The organism is Mesorhizobium sp. B2-3-6 (assembly GCF_006442305.1).
Classification (GTDB): domain Bacteria; phylum Pseudomonadota; class Alphaproteobacteria; order Rhizobiales; family Rhizobiaceae; genus Mesorhizobium.
In genome coordinates this window covers 281,778-296,800 of sequence record NZ_VFVW01000006.1, presented here as the reverse complement: position 1 = coordinate 296,800, position 15,023 = coordinate 281,778, and the positions used below count along the sequence as shown (strand labels likewise).

At 60.1% G+C, this 15,023-nt stretch carries 16 protein-coding genes and 1 pseudogene; 8 read left to right on the top strand and 9 right to left on the bottom strand.

What is annotated here, in order from left to right:
* Positions 1–19: 19 nt before the first annotated feature.
* On the top strand, positions 20–742 hold the full coding sequence (locus FJ953_RS19505; RefSeq protein WP_224656230.1) for an FAD:protein FMN transferase: 723 nt from the start codon (positions 20–22) through the stop codon (positions 740–742).
* Positions 739–2,250, top strand: coding sequence for an RnfABCDGE type electron transport complex subunit D (locus FJ953_RS19500; RefSeq protein ID WP_140522883.1), 1,512 nt, complete (start codon positions 739–741; stop codon positions 2,248–2,250). The genes FJ953_RS19505 and FJ953_RS19500 overlap by 4 nt, the downstream gene beginning before the upstream one ends.
* Before the next feature lie 7 nt (positions 2,251–2,257).
* Here the strand turns inward: FJ953_RS19500 and FJ953_RS19495 are convergent, their stop codons facing one another.
* From FJ953_RS19495 to FJ953_RS19485, 3 genes are read right to left on the bottom strand one after another with little or no spacing between them, the layout of a single operon-like run.
* Positions 2,258–3,601, bottom strand: a complete 1,344-nt coding sequence (locus tag FJ953_RS19495) for a HAMP domain-containing sensor histidine kinase (RefSeq protein WP_140522885.1) — start codon at positions 3,599–3,601, stop codon at positions 2,258–2,260.
* The gene (locus FJ953_RS19490; protein WP_140522887.1) at positions 3,601–4,266 is read right to left on the bottom strand and encodes a response regulator transcription factor; all 666 of its coding nucleotides are present in this window, start codon (positions 4,264–4,266) and stop codon (positions 3,601–3,603) included. The genes FJ953_RS19495 and FJ953_RS19490 overlap by 1 nt, the downstream gene beginning before the upstream one ends.
* Entirely contained in the window at positions 4,266–4,592 is a 327-nt protein-coding gene (locus FJ953_RS19485; RefSeq protein ID WP_140522889.1) for a PepSY domain-containing protein, read from the bottom strand. Before FJ953_RS19485 ends, FJ953_RS19490 begins: the two co-directional genes overlap by 1 nt.
* Positions 4,593–4,723: 131 nt before the next feature.
* On the opposite strand from FJ953_RS19485, the gene FJ953_RS19480 reads away from it, so the two are divergent.
* From FJ953_RS19480 to FJ953_RS19470, 3 genes are all read left to right on the top strand, one after another.
* Positions 4,724–5,002, top strand: a complete 279-nt coding sequence (locus tag FJ953_RS19480) for a hypothetical protein (RefSeq protein ID WP_140522891.1) — start codon at positions 4,724–4,726, stop codon at positions 5,000–5,002.
* A 117-nt stretch (positions 5,003–5,119) separates the two neighbouring features.
* Complete coding sequence (locus tag FJ953_RS19475) at positions 5,120–5,587, top strand: DUF2231 domain-containing protein (protein ID WP_140522893.1); 468 nt, start codon at positions 5,120–5,122, stop codon at positions 5,585–5,587.
* Between the two features lie 130 nt (positions 5,588–5,717).
* Positions 5,718–6,416, top strand: coding sequence for a CBS domain-containing protein (locus FJ953_RS19470; RefSeq protein WP_140522895.1), 699 nt, complete (start codon positions 5,718–5,720; stop codon positions 6,414–6,416).
* Between the two features lie 289 nt (positions 6,417–6,705).
* Here the strand turns inward: FJ953_RS19470 and FJ953_RS19465 are convergent, their stop codons facing one another.
* The 4 genes and pseudogenes from FJ953_RS19465 to FJ953_RS19450 form a co-directional block, all read right to left on the bottom strand.
* The gene (locus tag FJ953_RS19465; protein ID WP_140522897.1) at positions 6,706–6,975 is read right to left on the bottom strand and encodes a DUF6455 family protein; all 270 of its coding nucleotides are present in this window, start codon (positions 6,973–6,975) and stop codon (positions 6,706–6,708) included.
* Positions 6,976–7,069: 94 nt separating this feature from the next.
* Positions 7,070–7,502: pseudogene (locus FJ953_RS30965) on the bottom strand (NUDIX hydrolase).
* A gap of 43 nt (positions 7,503–7,545) precedes the next feature.
* The gene (gene mgtA / locus FJ953_RS19455; RefSeq protein ID WP_224656229.1) at positions 7,546–10,191 is read right to left on the bottom strand and encodes a magnesium-translocating P-type ATPase; all 2,646 of its coding nucleotides are present in this window, start codon (positions 10,189–10,191) and stop codon (positions 7,546–7,548) included.
* Complete coding sequence (locus FJ953_RS19450) at positions 10,191–11,003, bottom strand: universal stress protein (RefSeq protein WP_140522901.1); 813 nt, start codon at positions 11,001–11,003, stop codon at positions 10,191–10,193. The genes mgtA and FJ953_RS19450 overlap by 1 nt, the downstream gene beginning before the upstream one ends.
* 257 nt (positions 11,004–11,260) lie before the next feature.
* Here FJ953_RS19450 and FJ953_RS19445 point away from each other — a divergent pair, with 257 nt between their 5' ends.
* Entirely contained in the window at positions 11,261–12,751 is a 1,491-nt protein-coding gene (locus FJ953_RS19445) for a PAS domain-containing sensor histidine kinase (RefSeq protein WP_224656241.1), read from the top strand.
* The gene (fixJ, locus tag FJ953_RS19440; RefSeq protein ID WP_140522905.1) at positions 12,738–13,352 is read left to right on the top strand and encodes a response regulator FixJ; all 615 of its coding nucleotides are present in this window, start codon (positions 12,738–12,740) and stop codon (positions 13,350–13,352) included. The genes FJ953_RS19445 and fixJ overlap by 14 nt, the downstream gene beginning before the upstream one ends.
* 225 nt (positions 13,353–13,577) lie before the next feature.
* Here fixJ and FJ953_RS19430 read toward each other — a convergent pair whose 3' ends face one another.
* On the bottom strand, positions 13,578–13,811 hold the full coding sequence (locus tag FJ953_RS19430) for a hypothetical protein (RefSeq protein WP_140527996.1): 234 nt from the start codon (positions 13,809–13,811) through the stop codon (positions 13,578–13,580).
* A 196-nt stretch (positions 13,812–14,007) separates the two neighbouring features.
* Between FJ953_RS19430 and FJ953_RS19425 the strand changes: the two genes are divergently transcribed.
* Positions 14,008–14,226 (top strand): biotin/lipoyl-containing protein, encoded by a 219-nt coding sequence (locus FJ953_RS19425; RefSeq protein ID WP_224656228.1) that lies wholly within the window; start codon positions 14,008–14,010, stop codon positions 14,224–14,226.
* Between the two features lie 505 nt (positions 14,227–14,731).
* Here the strand turns inward: FJ953_RS19425 and FJ953_RS19420 are convergent.
* A complete protein-coding gene (locus tag FJ953_RS19420) occupies positions 14,732–15,022 on the bottom strand; it encodes a cytochrome c (RefSeq protein WP_140523410.1) in 291 nt (96 codons plus the stop codon).
* Position 15,023 lies beyond the last annotated feature (1 nt).

Genomic DNA, 15,023 nt, shown 5'->3' with positions numbered 1-15,023 from the left:
GCGCGACACGCGAATTTTGATGGGCATGCCCATAACGGTCGACATCGGTGGCGCCTCGACCGGGGAGCTGATCGACAGGGTCTTTGGCTATTTCGAGAATATCGACCGGCGCTTCAGCACATACCGGGCCGACAGCGAGATCGCGGCCATCAACCGCGGCGACGTTCCGGTCGCCGACTGGAGCGGCGAGATGATGGAAGTGCTCGCTCTCGCCAGACAGACGAAAGACGAGACGGACGGATACTTCGATATTCGCAAGCCCGACGGATCGCTCGATCCTTCCGGCATCGTCAAGGGCTGGGCAATCCGCAATGCGGCAGGCATCGTTCAACGGGCCGGCATCAGCGATTTCTTCATCGAGGCGGGCGGCGATATCCAGTCCTGCGGCAAGAATGCTTCGGGTCAGGATTGGAGCGTCGGTATCCGCAATCCCTTCAATGCTCACGAGATCGTAAAGGTCGTCTATCCCCGCGATCGCGGCGTCGCGACCTCAGGCACCTATGTCCGCGGCCAACACATCTACAACCCGCACGGGATTGGTAATCCAATCCAGGACATCGTCAGCCTGACCGTGATCGGCGCCGATGTGCTCGAAGCCGATCGTTTCGCCACCGCGGCCTTCGCCATGGGTCGGGACGGCATTTTCTTCATCGAGCAGACCCCTGGCCTGGAGGGATATCTCGTCGACGCCAGTGGCCGCGCCACCCCGACAGCCGGGTTCGGAGCCCTTTGCCTGCCATGATCAAGACCATCGACCGATTTCTCGATCACCTGACCATGTACAGGCTGGTCCTCTACTATCTGATGACGCTTGTCGGCGCAGCGTTCGTGCTCGGCTTCGCCAAGCTGGTGCCACATGACCCCATTGCGCTTGGCTTCACGACGGCTCTTGCGCTGGCCGCCTGCTGGATCACCAACAAGGCCTTTGCGCGTGTCTTCGCGGTCCCGGCCAACAACGAGTCCGCCTACATCACCGCGCTCATCCTGGCGCTTATCCTCGATCCGGTGGCGGTCACGGACACAAAGGGGATCGCAGCGGTGGCATTCGCGTCCGTCTGGGCGATTTCATCGAAATTCATTCTCGCCATCGGCCGAAAGCACCTTTTCAACCCGGCTGCGCTGGGCGTGGCGCTGTCCGCGCTGCTGCTCGACCAACCAGCCACCTGGTGGGTGGGCGGCAATCTGCCATTGCTTCCGCTCGTGCTCGTCGGCGGTATGCTCATTGTCCGCAAACTGCGCCGGCTTGACCTTGTCTCGACCTTCCTTGTCGCGGCGCTGGCGACCATCCTGGCAACGACCGATCCGGACCAGTATTGGACGGCGCTCACGCAGACACTGAGTTCCTCGCCCCTGCTGTTCTTTGCCTTCGTGATGCTGACCGAGCCGCTGACCGCGCCGACGATGCGTTGGCCGCGTATCGCCTTTGCCGCGATCGTCGGCTTTCTGTTTGCTCCCGCCATTCATCTCGGCTCGTTCTATTTCACGCCGGAACTGGCGCTGCTTGCCGGCAACCTGTTTGCCTATGCGGCAGGCCCCAAGGGACGCTTCGTGCTGACTCTTGAACGCATCGAGCAGTCGGCCGTCGACAGCTTTGACTTCATCTTCCGCTCGCCGCGCAAGCTCGCCTTCGAGGCCGGTCAGTATCTCGAATGGACGCTTGGTCTCCATCGTGCCGACAATCGCGGCAACCGCCGGTATTTCACGGTCGCCTCGGCGCCGACGGAGGAAACGGTCCGCCTCGGCGTCAAGTTCTATCCGCAATCAAGCGCCTTCAAGCGCGAATTGATGGCCATGAAGCCAGGCAGCACGATTCACGCCGCGCAACTGGCCGGCAATTTCACGTTGCCCGCCCGGCGTGAAATCAAGATCGCTTTCCTGGCCGGGGGCATCGGGATCACGCCATTCCGCTCGATGCTGCAATACCTACTCGACCGCAATGAGCGGCGGCCGATCGTCATCCTCTACGGAACCGAGGGGCAGCAGGACATTGCCTACCGTGACGTGCTCGGTGCCGCAAAACGCGAACTCGGCATCCGAACGTTCCACGCCGTCGCGCGAGGTGGCGAGCGTGGCCAGTATCCTGGCTACATCGACGAGCGCCTGATCCGTCTGGCTATACCGGACCACCTCGAGCGGATTTTCTACATTTCCGGCCCGCAGGCGATGGTCAAGGCGCTGCGCAAGAAGCTGCTGGCCATGGGCGTGCGTCGCTCGAAGATAAGGGTCGACTACTTCCCGGGTTTCGTCTGAAGGACGCTCAACTGTGTCGTCGCAAGGAAATGGCCATAAACAGACCCGGATCGGCGTTGGCCATGGCAAGGCGTCCGCCATAGGCTTCGACGATATCGGATACGATGGCCAGGCCAAGCCCGCTGCTGCCGCCCTTGCTGTCGAGCTGGACACCACGGGACAGAGCGGTCTCCCGATCGGCATCCGGTATGCCAGGACCATCATCGGCGACAGTGACGATTACCTCGTCAGCGGTGGAGGATGCATCGACACGCACTGACGACTTTGCGTAGCGCGCGGCGTTTTCGACCAGATTGCCGAGGATTTCCGACAAGTCGCCTTCATCCATCGGCGCTGTCAGATCCTCCGGGACGGTCATCTTGAATGAAAGCTGCTTGCCGCTTGGCGTGCGCTTGACGACGGCAATGACGCCGGCCGCGACCTGCGATACCCGGCAGGATGCCTCGCCGGAAACGCCGGGCGCGAGGCGGGCGCGCGCGAGCTCCCGCTCGACATGGCGCCGGATCGCTTCTGTGCTCTTCTCGATCTCGTCGGCCAGATCCGTCTCGCCTTTCTTGCGCAAGGCACGGATGTCAGCCGACAGGACCTGGAGCGGCGTCTTGAGGCCGTGCGCCAGATCGGTGGCGCGCGAACGGGCCCGAGCAAGAGCCTTCTCCTGGGCATTGAGAAGACGATTGATTTCGTCAGCGAGCGGCTGCACTTCGCTCGGTGCCACCACATCGAGCCGTGTCGTTCGCTGCGCAATCACGCTTCCGACGGCGGCCCGCAAGGTCTCCAGAGGTGCGAGACCGATCGTGATCTGGATGAAAAACGCGGCCATGAGAACTGCGGCGAGCATCAAGAGAGCCGGAGCAAGATCGCGAACATACTCGCTTACAGACGCCTCGATGGTTCGATGATCCTCCGCCACGACTGCGCGAAAGGACCGACCTCCGGCGTCGATGATTGTACGCTCGACCGCAATGCTGAGTTCTCCGCCAGGTCCCGTGAACTCCTCGACCGTTCGCATCTCACCCGTTGCGCTGCGGGCAGGCAGGACCAGCTTGGCGTCCCACAAAGATCGTGAGCGCTGGAGACCGCCGGTAGCGATGTCTTCGACCTGCCAGTAATAACCGGACAGCGGATTGGCGAAGCGCGGGTCGGTGAGCACCGGGGCTAACACCAGTTGGCCGTTGCTTGTGAAGGTCGTTGCGCCGATCAACTCATTGAGATCGACCGTCAGCTCGCCCACAACGCGCCGCTCGACGTGAAGTTCAAACAGATAGCGCAAGCCGGCGCCGGCTATGGCGAGCGCGACAAGAATCGAGATCGTTGCCGCCAGCCACAGCCTGAAGCGGATCGAGCCGCCCATCAGGCGGGATCATCGGGCATCAGATACCCGAAGCCGCGCCGCGTTTCGATGGCGCCACTCCCGAGCTTGCGACGCAAGCGCGCGACGATCACCTCGATCGTGTTCGGATCGCGGTCGTTCCCTGAATCGTAGAGATGCTCAGCAAGTTCGGTGGGCGCCACCACCCGACCAGCATGATGCATCAGAAACGCCAGGAGCCGGTATTCCAGCGGCGAAAGAGAAATGGGGACGCCACGGAGCGAAATACGCATCTGGCGCGTATCCAGAAGCAACGGCCCGGACCTCAGAACGGGTGCGGCCTGCCCGGCCGAACGACGCAGGATCGCCCGCAATCGGGCGAGCAGTTCTTCCATCTCAAAGGGTTTGGGAAGATAGTCGTCAGCACCGGAATTGATACCGTCCACGCGTTCGGTCCACGTACCTCTTGCCGTCAGGATGAGAACCGGAAACCTGCGCTCATTGGCCCGCCAGCGCTTCAAGACAGTGAGACCATCGAGCTTCGGCAACCCGAGGTCCAGGATCGCAGCATCGTAGTTCTCCACATCGCCTGCGAACCAGGCAGCCTCTCCATCGCGAACGATATCAACCGCCAGACCGGATGCCTTAAGGGCTGTAGCGATATCGGCGGCGATACGGGGCTCGTCCTCGGCAAGGAGGATCTTCATCAGTCCCCCTCCCTTTCGCGCATGATGACACCGGCACCGGCGTCAACATCGACAGTCTTTCGCCGGCCATCGGCGCCGACGACCTGGAATCGATAGACCCATTTGTTGGCCTTGCGGAGGAGGTCAACCGCGACGATGTCGCCTGGAGCCTGCGCGCGAACAATATCGAGGATATTGGAAAGGCCTTTTATCTCACCGTGTTCGTAGAGATCCCGCGCCCTGTCATGATCGCCATCGTCGTCCTCGTCAGCCCGCGCGGCAAGTGGCTGGGCCAGGACAAGCCCGGCCAGGCCCAGGATTGCGAGGCTCTTTAGTTTGACCATCATGAGGGAGGCATGTCGCACGTCGAAGCTTTCAATTTGCTGTCAACCATCCACAGCTGCCGGCAAGCAAAGGCTCGCTATCACGGCATCCTCGCGGCCAATCATGGCCGCGCAGAGAAAAGGATGTCGAAACCATGCGCAATTCCCTGTTCTTACTCGCAGCACTCGGATGCTTCTCGACCTTTGCCCTGCCGGCAGCCGCTGAATCTGAAGAAGGTTCATGCGCAGCGTCATCCTCATCCTCAATTGCCCCTGCCGGCCCAATCGATCTGGAGGCCATCCCCATGCAGGATGCCACCGGTCCCAAGGCGATCAAGGGCGTTGGCGATGACCACGAATGCGACGACAGTCACACTTCCAGTAAGGCCGTTTTCAGCAGCACTGACGAGGACGGCCAGGGGGACGACGACTGATACCGAAAAGCTTATGCCCAGCCCTTGAGCTGGGCGTCCGCTGATCAATTGCGCTATCGCCAAACTTACCCCCTCTATCTGCGCCATCCCTTGGCCACTCCGGAGATTTTCCTTGTCATGATCCCAGTCCAGCATATCCATCCCATGCTCGTGCATTTTCCCATTGTCCTCATCTACACTTTGGCGGCGATCGACCTTGTGGTGCTCGCTCGCGGCAACGCGGTGACCAAGCGTTCTGGCGTGGGGACGGTATCGACCTTTATCGCTCTCGCAGCCGGGGCGTTCGCGATTGGAACCTGGTTCTATGGGGGAATGGCACTCGATCATGCTGAAGCCGCCGGCTTCAGCAGTGACATAGCGGAGATCCACGAGAGCCTGGGAGGTATCACAGCGTTCGCGTTTCTGATCTGGGGCCTAGTGAGGCTCGGCCTTTGGGTGCGGAATCGTGAACTGCGGCTACTGACCATTGCTATTCCTCTGGTCGAAATTGGCGGAGCAATTCTGGTCACGGCGACGGCCTATTATGGTGGACTGCTTGTCTACGAACTTGGCGTGAACGTCGCTAAGACCGCGATCGCTGGTTGACGGGCACGCGCCTGGTTATTTGCAGCCCCAGCTTGGGTCATTTGTCTCGAGGGCAAAATGATTCAAATCAAGGCCCTTCGCTCATGCGGCATCTAAGAAGCCGGGAATGAAATATCTCCGGGGAGCGAGCATGCAAGCCGAAGCCATCATGAGCAAGCCAGTCATCTGCACGGACCCGTCCGCCTCGATCGCCGAGGTGGCCGGGCTGATGCTGTCCAATAAGATCAGCGGCCTGCCTGTTGTTCGCGGCGACGGCACGCTGGTGGGGATTGTCAGCGAGGGCGATTTCCTGCGACGAGGAGAACTGGACACCGAGCAAAAGCGCTCGCGCTGGCTAGAGTTTCTCGTCAGTCCTGGAAAGGCCGCCGACGAATATGTCCACGCCAATGGTCGACGGATCGAGGAGGTGATGTCCAGCGATGTCGTCACGGCGTCTCCCGCCGCGTCGCTCGCCGAGGTCGTCGAACTCATGACGCAACATCACGTCAAACGCATTCCGGTCATCGATGCCGGGAAAGTCGTCGGCATCATCACCCGTTCTGATCTGCTGCGGGCATTGCTCAGCGTCCTTCCGGATGCAGGCCGTTCGGTCATCGATGACGAGCAGATTCGCCACAACGTCGCTGGCGAGCTTGCAAAGCACAAATGGACCGGCAAAGACCTGATCCACGTGATGGTGAACAAGGGCGTGGTGATATTGAGCGGTGTCATCTTCGACGAACGTGAGCGCCAGGCAGCCTTTGTGGCAGCCGAAAACGTTGCCGGCGTAAAGGCTGTCAGGGATGGTCTCTTCTGCGCCGATCCGTTGTCCGTGGTGCTTGTTTCGTAGCGGCGGGACGATCCCGACGAACTTGCCACTGCAAGCCGCGGGTCCACGATCAATCTCGCTCGACAGCGAATTGTCGAGAATGAGAACATCACCAGCCGATTACCATGCCAAACGGGTTTGGATGCTCGCCTGAAGATGTGGCCACCAGCTGAAGAGGTCCGTGCTATCAAGCCCGCCAGGGCGATCCATGGAGTCCGGAGCCTACGCATCCGGTTGCGCTGGACCTCCAAGACGTACGGTCTTTCCAGAGGTTGAGTGACCCTCCATCCAGCTCGAGGCGTCGACGGTTCTAACGTTGACCGGCGGCGTGTTGCAGCCGTGCGATAAGATCACGGTTGCGGCAATAGTCTGGCGGATTATCGGCTTGCTGGTGTTCGTCGAGCCAGGTCGAGCATTCGTCCTGATGCCCACACGAGCGGCATCGGTCCACTGCCCGGTTGGTGACGGCGGCATGATCCGGCACCGATTTCAATTGTTTGTCGACGCCAAGCTTCTGCATCATGCGGCCCATCAGGGCGGTCCTGGCGTCGACTGAAACCAGATAATCGAGAAATGTCATGCTGATCACTCCTGCCTAGCGACCATCATTGTCATGTCGGCGGCCGCAATCATTGATCTCGATCAACAGCAGGCGTCGTTGCTAATCCCTGAGGCTAAACGGGAGGGCTTGGGCTCTGAGCTGAAGCGACAAGGCGGTCGAGAAAACGCCGTTGGCCGACTACCAACTTGTCCCGGGCCAAGGCTAGATCCAGCCATTCACCGCGGTCGACGTCGACAAACAATTGTCCCCGGCCACTGCGTGGTGGCCACTCCATAGCAGACAGATTGCTGCGCATCATCGCGGTGTCGAAATCACCCTCGAGCGCTGGGTTTGCCTTCTCGCTGGCGCTACTCACCCAAATTCAGCAGTGGGCCCTTGAGCTCCCAGCCTGTCTCTTCGGTGAACTCGCGCCGCGCCGTCCCCGCTAGGATTATACTCGCCCTTGCAATCGACCAGGCCCCAAGATCTCGCTTTTGCCAGAATGGGCCGCCTGGATGAACGAGCAGCACCTGCAGCCCCTTGTCCAATCTGCGATAAGGCAAAATGCCGGCGCTCTTTTCACGATGGTTTCAAGCCTCTCCACCCAGCCTATAATGTCGGGTACGCAGAATGAGACTTGGTGGCTCTGCCAATAGGTTGCCCCGGCCTCTTCGGGTGCGACTGCGGCTCCTCCTGGCCGAAGAACCCGCGCTTTGTCGCCTCTGAGGCCCATAGATAGAGCGCGGTGATAGCGACAAGTCCGGCAAGTATAGGCAGCGGCAAGGGCACGAAACCGAACCAGTCTGCGAACGGCAGATACGGAATCATGATCGCGACAAACCCGACGCCCAGTGTCAGCCAGGCGAGCAAGGGGCTCGGACGGCTCGCCCAAAAAGCGCGGTGCGTACGAACGATGAGCACGATTGCAAGCTCGGTCAGCAACGATTCGACAAACCAGGCTGTCTGGAATGCAGCCTCTGTGGCATGGGCGAAGAGCAGCAGGAACGCGAAGGTTGCGAAATCGAACAGCGAACTGACCAGGCCAAAGCTGATCATGAATCGCCTCACGAAACGGATGTCCCAGTGGCGCGGCCTGTGCAGCTGATCTGCGTCAACGTTGTCACTTGCGATGGCGAGTGAGGGCACGTCGGAAAGGAAATTGTTGAGCAGGATCTGCTTTGCCAGAAGTGGCAGGAAAGGCAGGAATAGCGAGGCGACCGCCATACTTATCATGTTGCCGAAATTGGCGCTGGTGGTGATGGAGATATATTTCATGGTGTTGGCGAAGGTCTTGCGGCCGTCGTCGACGCCCCGCACCAGCACTCCGAGATCCTGCTTGAGAAGGATGATATCGGCAGCCTCACGCGCGACATCGCATGCGGTGTCGACGGAGACCCCAATATCGGCCTCATGGAGCGCGGGCGCATCATTGATGCCGTCACCCAGATAGCCAACGACATGGCCCCTGCTCCGCAAGGCCTGGACAATGCGTTCTTTCTGGTTGGGATCGATCTCGACGAAGAGGTCAGTGTCCTGCACGGCTGCAAAGAGCGCGCTCTTGGTCAACTTCGACAGATCCTCCCCGGTCATGATCCGATCGCTACGCAAGCCGACCGCTTGAGCAAGATGGGCTGCAACGTAGCGGTTGTCGCCCGTAATGACGTTCACGGCGATGCCCCGGTGGGCGAGTTCGGCAAGCGTGCTCTTTACGCCTTCCTTGGGCGGGTCTAGGAAAAGCAGAAAGCCGGCGAAGGCGAGATCGACCTCGTCCTTCCTGCCATAGGTAGCGTGGCTTTCAAATCGACGCGTCGCTAGCCCCAGAACGCGATATCCTTCCGCGCTCCAGCGTCGAAACATCTTGTCGATCGCCGCGCGGTGCGTGTCTTCGAGAGGTTCCAGGCCTTTCGCTGTGCCGACGAAGCTGCAGGTTTCGAGGACGTTCTGTACTGCGCCTTTCGTGATCAGAAGATCTTCGCCATCCTTGGTTCGCACAACAACGGATAGGCGCTTGCGAATGAAATCATAAGGGATCTCGTCGACCTTGGTGAAAGCGGCCAATGATGCACCCTTGCCCGGCGCACCGGCGATGGCTTCGTCCAGCGGGTTCTTCAGTCCAGTGTGCAGGGTTGCGTTGAGACGTGCCCAAAGCAGGATGTCGGTTGACGGGTTGCCGTCGACATCAAGCCATCCGTCAAGGTGGATCACGCCTTCCGTCAGCGTGCCGGTCTTGTCGGTGCAAAGCACGTCCATGCTGCCCAGATTCTCGATGGCGTCGAGACGGCGCACGATGACGCCATTGGCAGCCATGGCGCGGGCGCCACGAGCAAGTGTTACACTGATAATGGCCGGGAGCAGTTCAGGTGTGAGGCCGACCGCGAGTGCCAGGGAAAACAACAGCGATTCTATCAGCGGACGATGCAGCATCAGATTGGCAAAAAACACGATGATGACAATCGCCAGCATGATCTCGGTCATCAGATAGCCAAACGATCTGATCCCGCGGGCAAAATCCGTTTCCGGGATTTGTCGCTCCAGTGCCGCTGCGATGGAGGCGAATTCGGTGCGCCGGCCGGTCGCTGCCGCAAGCACGGTCGCCGTGCCGCTGCGCACGGACGTACCGGTAAACACCGCATTGTTGCGTTGGGCGACGGACGCATCAGGATCTGATCGCCCCGCCGCCTTCAGGACGGGGAAGGTTTCGCCAGTCAGCACCGCCTCGCTGACATTGAAATCCCGCGCTTCGAGGATGACGCAGTCGGCAGGTATGAGGTTTCCGGCCGATAGCCGGATGAGGTCGCCCGGCACGATTTCTTCGGCAGAAACGGAGGATTCGACGCCATCTCGCAGCACGGTAGCCTTGCGCGAGATACGCTGTTTAAGTGCCTCTGTCGCCCGCGACGCCCCATACTCCTGGGTGAAGCTGAGAACGCAACTTGCCAGCACGATCGCCCCGATGATTGCGGCCTCCTGACCTGCACCGACGAAGGCCGAAACGCTAGCCGCGAAGATCAGGATCAGGACAAGCGGGCTACGGAACTGGCGAACGAACACGCTAAGCGCCGACGCGCCTGACTTCGAGGCCGGCGTATTCGCGCCGTATTTGATGAGCCGCGAGGCGGCATCCGACCCAGCCAGGCCCGATGTGGGCGAAGTTGCCAGACCTCGCACGAGATCTTCGCTGGTGATCGACCAATACGGACTTGCGGCCGCCGCAACGGAATGTTGGTCCACGCCAGAAGACACGATATTCGCCATCAGTATGACAGGAAGCGGTTGATGCTGCTCTCTTCGATCAGCGTGCGGGTGACGCCACCAAACGCCCATTCGCGCAGGCGGCTATGGCCATAGGCGCCTGAGACGATCATGTCGGCATTGATCGAGCGTGCGAATGTCAACAACTGCTCGCCATCGACTTCACCGGTGATCAGTTCCGTCTGCGCCATGATGCCATGGTGCTCAAGATAGACAGCGACATCGGCGAGACTGTCACGAACATTGTCGTCGCCTTTGGCGGCGGCGATCGTGGCGACGACAACCTCATTGGCCTTGGCCAGAAAAGGCAAGGCATCCGCCACCGCCCGTCGCGCCTCCCTGGTATCCTTCCAGGCAACCAGGACCGTATTAGCGCGGAGGTGTTCGACGTTGTTTCCGATGACCAGGACTGGCCGGCCGATGCCGAGCGCCAGGCTGCCAACATCGGCGGCGCGAAACACGTCGTCTCCCGACGCACCGGTCACGACAAGATCGGCTGCGCGGGCGAAAACGCTGAGGAAGCGGGTCGGGCTGCAGACGGCCTGTCCCCACTCGCTTGTGATCGAAGCCGGGACCAGGCTTTCGAACTCGGCACGCAGTTCGGCAAGCCTCTTTTCGATTTCAGTCCGCTGAATCTGCATGACCTCCCCTTCGTAGACCATGCCTTCACCCGTCGCGACCAAGGGCGGAACATCCGCCGCCGCCAGACCAATGAGATGGGCGCCGAAACGCTCTGCGAGTTCGATACCCACTTTCACAATCGCAGCAGGGGGCGTATCGACGGCGAGATTCGCGATTATGGACTTGTAGGACATTGGACGCGCCTTTCACTCAAGCGTTTCGAATGTGCTATGAATTGCATTCACGGGCGCTGGCTTCCTTGATGCGCGTCAAAGAACCGGCCAATCGCTTTTGCATCTAGACTTCGGCCTCGATCCGTTTTGTCTCTGATCGGAGAAGTGATAGTTAGGCCTTGTTTATGTGTCTCGAGCCTAAGGAACCGCGGGTGATCCAAGACGAAGCATTCAGTTTGACGCCTGGCGGGACGACGCTCGAATCCCTATTGTCGCAAATGTTCGATCGGGCGCCCGGGTTCATGGCTCTGATACGCGAGCCTGACCATGTGTTCGTACTGACCAATGCCGCCTACCAGCAACTCATTGGCGACCGGCAGGTTATTGGAAAATCGGCGCGCGAGGCCTTTCCCGAACTCGAAAGACACGAATTCCTCGAACGGCTCGACCGCGTGTACGTGACTGGCGAGTCCTACAGCGGCAAAGGCGTGAAGGTCGGATTCCGCAACAGCAGCAATGGGCCAATTGAAGAGCGTATCCTGGATGTTGTCTATCAGCCGATCAGGGCCGATGACGGTCGAATTACCGCCATCTTCATTGAAGGCACGGATGTCAGCGACCTCTCATTTGCGAATGCCGCGCTTCTGTTGCGCGAAGATCATCTGCGTTCAATCCTGGCGACCGTGCCTGATGCGATGGTCGTCATTGACGAGCAAGGCAGTATCCAGTCCTTCAGCACGGCCGCCGAAACGCTGTTCGGTTACCAGTCGGGCGAGGTCATCGGACAGAACGTCAAGATGCTGATGCCGGCGCCCTATCGCGAAGAGCACGATGCTTATCTGCTTCGCTACCTGACGACCGGGGAGCGTCGGATCATCGGGCTCGGCCGCACCGTGACCGGGGCACGCAAGGATGGCACGACTTTCCCGATGGAGCTTTCCGTCGGCGAAATGCACCCGGGAACCGGACGCTTCTTTACCGGCTTTTGCCGCGACCTGACTGAACGTCATCGCGCGGAAGCAAGAATTCAGGAACAGCAGCAGGAGCTTCTGCACATGGCGCGGTTTACCGCCCTTGGCGAGATGGCATCGACGCTCGCTCATGAGATCAACCAACCGCTGACAGCCATCACCAATTACCTGAAGGGCAGCCGACGGCTCCTGGAGAAGAGCACGGAAGCAAACGCGCCGATGCTGCGGGATGCCGTGGAAAAGGCCGCCGAGCAGGCCCTGCGGGCAGGCGACGTCATTCGTCATCTGCGCGATTTTGTTGCCAGGGGCGAAAGCGAGCGCCAGGTCGAGCGATTGCCGGCGCTCATCGAGGAAGCCTCGTCGCTCGCCCTGGTTGGTGCGAGGGAGATCAATGTCCAGATCGGCTACAAGCTCGACCCTGCCGCGGAACTGGTCTTGACCGATCGCATCCAAATTCAGCAGGTTCTGCTCAATCTGATGCGCAACGCAGTGGAGGCCATGCAGGAAACGCAGCGCCGTGAATTGAAAATCACAACCGTTGCCCGGGACGATGGCATGGCTGAAGTGAGCGTGATCGATACCGGTCCGGGGCTCGCGCCAGAGGTTTCGGCGCAACTGTTCCAGCCATTTGTGACCACCAAGAAGCAGGGTATGGGTGTCGGTCTCTCCATCTGCCGCACCATCGTTGAATCGCACGGCGGCCACATCTGGGCCGAGGCAATGCCGACGGGCGGCACCGCCTTTCGGTTCACCTTACGCATCGTTGAGAAGGATGAGGTCACAAATGGCCGACAGTGATCTGGTCCACGTCGTCGACGACGATGTTGATGTTCGCAAGTCTCTCGGTTTTCTGCTGGCGACAGCCGACTTTGCCGTACGCCTGTACGAGTCGGCCACTGCTTTTCTCTCAGCGGCGGATGGCCATCTCGACGGCTGCATCGTTACGGACGTGCGCATGCCGGGAATAGACGGCATCGAATTGCTACGGCAACTCAGAACAGGCGGCCACAAGATTCCGGTCATCATCATGACAGGTCACGCCGACGTGGCGCTCGCCGTTCAGGCCATGAAGGAAGGCGCTTCCGATTTCGTCGAAAAGCCGTTTGACGACGAGATGCTGATCCAGGCGATACGCTCTGCACTGGCCAACCGGAACGAGGCGAACGCGGCGCATCCCCAGTCCGCGGATATCCGCGCGCGTCTATCGACCTTGTCTGACCGCGAGCGCCAAGTGCTGGACGGACTCGTTGCCGGTTTACCCAACAAGACGATTGCCTACGATCTGGGGATCAGCCCGCGCACGGTCGAAATCCACCGGGCCAATGTCATGAGCAAAATGGAGGCGAGTAGTCTGTCACACCTGGTGCGTATGGCGTTGATCGTGGAGTCCCGACCCTAGGGAGAGTCCTCGAGAGGATTGCGATTTCTGACCTCGGTCCTTTCCCAATCCCAATCGCGCCAATGGGTCGGCCGGATGTCGAGACGGGCACCACTAGCAGCATTCTTCCAGCCCTCCTTTATCCTTCTGCAGGCAAACACAAGCGCGTGCTCGCCGTCTTCGTCGAAAACGGCCAGTTCTAGATCGCGACCAAAAGGAGCGCTTAGGATTGGTTTCCACATCGCATCAAAATCTTCGCAAACGGTGTGGCGCGCCTTGATCTGCATCACTTTTTGAAATTACCGGCAAAGCGGGCGCGATTGCCTGTGTCGAACCGATGTCGACCACAATTCCTGCGGCAGACGCCATACCGGCCGCAATCACATGCGCGCCGCGGGCAGCCCAATCGATCGCGATTGCAGCATTGATATCTGATCCGACGTCCATGGCGATGGGCACCATTTCCCTGAACTGCTCCATGACCTCGCTCCGGCGATGATCGGCCATCTTAGGCCGGCTGCCGAACCAGAATTTGATCCGCGTCAATCACCGCACAATCGCGGCATCTGCGCCATACGCCGATTGATCGTGATCAAGGACTGCGCCGCCTAGGAGCCTATCGTTCGACGGCAAAACGAGATTTGCCATGCGGTATACCTAGGTCGACGAAGGCGCAGTGGCGGCCAGCATGTTGCCAGAGGGCATCCTGGAGCACTGGTTCATTGCCAGCGGCGACCCGATCAGGGCCGGAGAGCGCATAGCCGAGGTTCGCGTCGAAAGCGCGCTGCACGAGATTGTCGCGCCGGCAGCTGGGCGTGCGACCATTGTCGCATCGGCGAATACCGTCATTAAACCTGGATCGATCCTGGCAATCCTGGTGTCGCAGCCTGCTTAAGCCCTCAGCGCCTCAGATTGCCGTTCAGCAATACACGCAAGGATTTCCAGCAATGGCGACCCGACACGCCGCGCCTGCGACCATTGTGAAGCCAAGGTGTTCTTTTTCAACCGCGAGAACCTCCGACAGTGTGAGACTTGCGACGACGCTTGCGCATCATCCGAGCCACAACAAGGCTGGCTCGGTCGACGGCAAGCGTGCATTGGGAAATCAGGCCTTCTACCACGACATCCTCAGCGCCCTTCGGTCCGCGACCAGGGTCGGCGAAGCACGAGCTGGCCACGCACATCCGCGAGTACAACACCGGCTTAAACAATCGCATTGTCGGCATCGAACCGGCGGATCCTCCTACCGAGGCCCAGATCCTGGCGCATGCGCAGTCGTTTCTTCGTGCCCCTGGCCGGATGTTGCCCTGGCCCTCTCCGGTAGCAGTTTGCTGGCCGGCAATTGGCCGCGAATAGCCGGAGCCGTTCAGACCCGATCGCCTGCCGCATTCGAGACTGGGTCACGGCTGCTGCAGCGTGCTGATATACGTGATGATTGCTTCGATCTGATCGGGGCTCGCAGTCCACTCTGGCATATCCGGATGGCCAGTCGAAATGCCCTCCGCAAGAGCTTCCTCCAGATCGGAGATCGGATAGCGCTTTGACAAGGTGCGAAATGGCGGAGCGTCGGGATGGTTGCTCCTGTCAGTTTTTCCGACGGCGTGACAGCGGGCGCAGTTGACCTCCACCAACGCCTTGCCATGCTCCGTTACGCTATCGGCCAAGGCTGGCTGCACACATCCGAGTAACATC

What these genes read in the sequence shown, in the direction of transcription:
- FJ953_RS19505 (WP_224656230.1), top strand. Translation starts at nt 20, where the DNA reads ATGGGCATGCCCATAACGGTCGACATCGGTGGCGCCTCGACCGGGGAG.
- FJ953_RS19500 (WP_140522883.1), top strand. Translation starts at nt 739, where the DNA reads ATGATCAAGACCATCGACCGATTTCTCGATCACCTGACCATGTACAGG.
- FJ953_RS19495 (WP_140522885.1), bottom strand. Translation starts at nt 3,601, where the DNA reads ATGGGCGGCTCGATCCGCTTCAGGCTGTGGCTGGCGGCAACGATCTCG.
- FJ953_RS19490 (WP_140522887.1), bottom strand. Translation starts at nt 4,266, where the DNA reads ATGAAGATCCTCCTTGCCGAGGACGAGCCCCGTATCGCCGCCGATATC.
- FJ953_RS19485 (WP_140522889.1), bottom strand. Translation starts at nt 4,592, where the DNA reads ATGATGGTCAAACTAAAGAGCCTCGCAATCCTGGGCCTGGCCGGGCTT.
- FJ953_RS19480 (WP_140522891.1), top strand. Translation starts at nt 4,724, where the DNA reads ATGCGCAATTCCCTGTTCTTACTCGCAGCACTCGGATGCTTCTCGACC.
- FJ953_RS19475 (WP_140522893.1), top strand. Translation starts at nt 5,120, where the DNA reads ATGATCCCAGTCCAGCATATCCATCCCATGCTCGTGCATTTTCCCATT.
- FJ953_RS19470 (WP_140522895.1), top strand. Translation starts at nt 5,718, where the DNA reads ATGCAAGCCGAAGCCATCATGAGCAAGCCAGTCATCTGCACGGACCCG.
- FJ953_RS19465 (WP_140522897.1), bottom strand. Translation starts at nt 6,975, where the DNA reads ATGACATTTCTCGATTATCTGGTTTCAGTCGACGCCAGGACCGCCCTG.
- mgtA (WP_224656229.1), bottom strand. Translation starts at nt 10,191, where the DNA reads ATGGCGAATATCGTGTCTTCTGGCGTGGACCAACATTCCGTTGCGGCG.
- FJ953_RS19450 (WP_140522901.1), bottom strand. Translation starts at nt 11,003, where the DNA reads ATGTCCTACAAGTCCATAATCGCGAATCTCGCCGTCGATACGCCCCCT.
- FJ953_RS19445 (WP_224656241.1), top strand. Translation starts at nt 11,261, where the DNA reads ATGTTCGATCGGGCGCCCGGGTTCATGGCTCTGATACGCGAGCCTGAC.
- fixJ (WP_140522905.1), top strand. Translation starts at nt 12,738, where the DNA reads ATGGCCGACAGTGATCTGGTCCACGTCGTCGACGACGATGTTGATGTT.
- FJ953_RS19430 (WP_140527996.1), bottom strand. Translation starts at nt 13,811, where the DNA reads ATGGAGCAGTTCAGGGAAATGGTGCCCATCGCCATGGACGTCGGATCA.
- FJ953_RS19420 (WP_140523410.1), bottom strand. Translation starts at nt 15,022, where the DNA reads ATGTTACTCGGATGTGTGCAGCCAGCCTTGGCCGATAGCGTAACGGAG.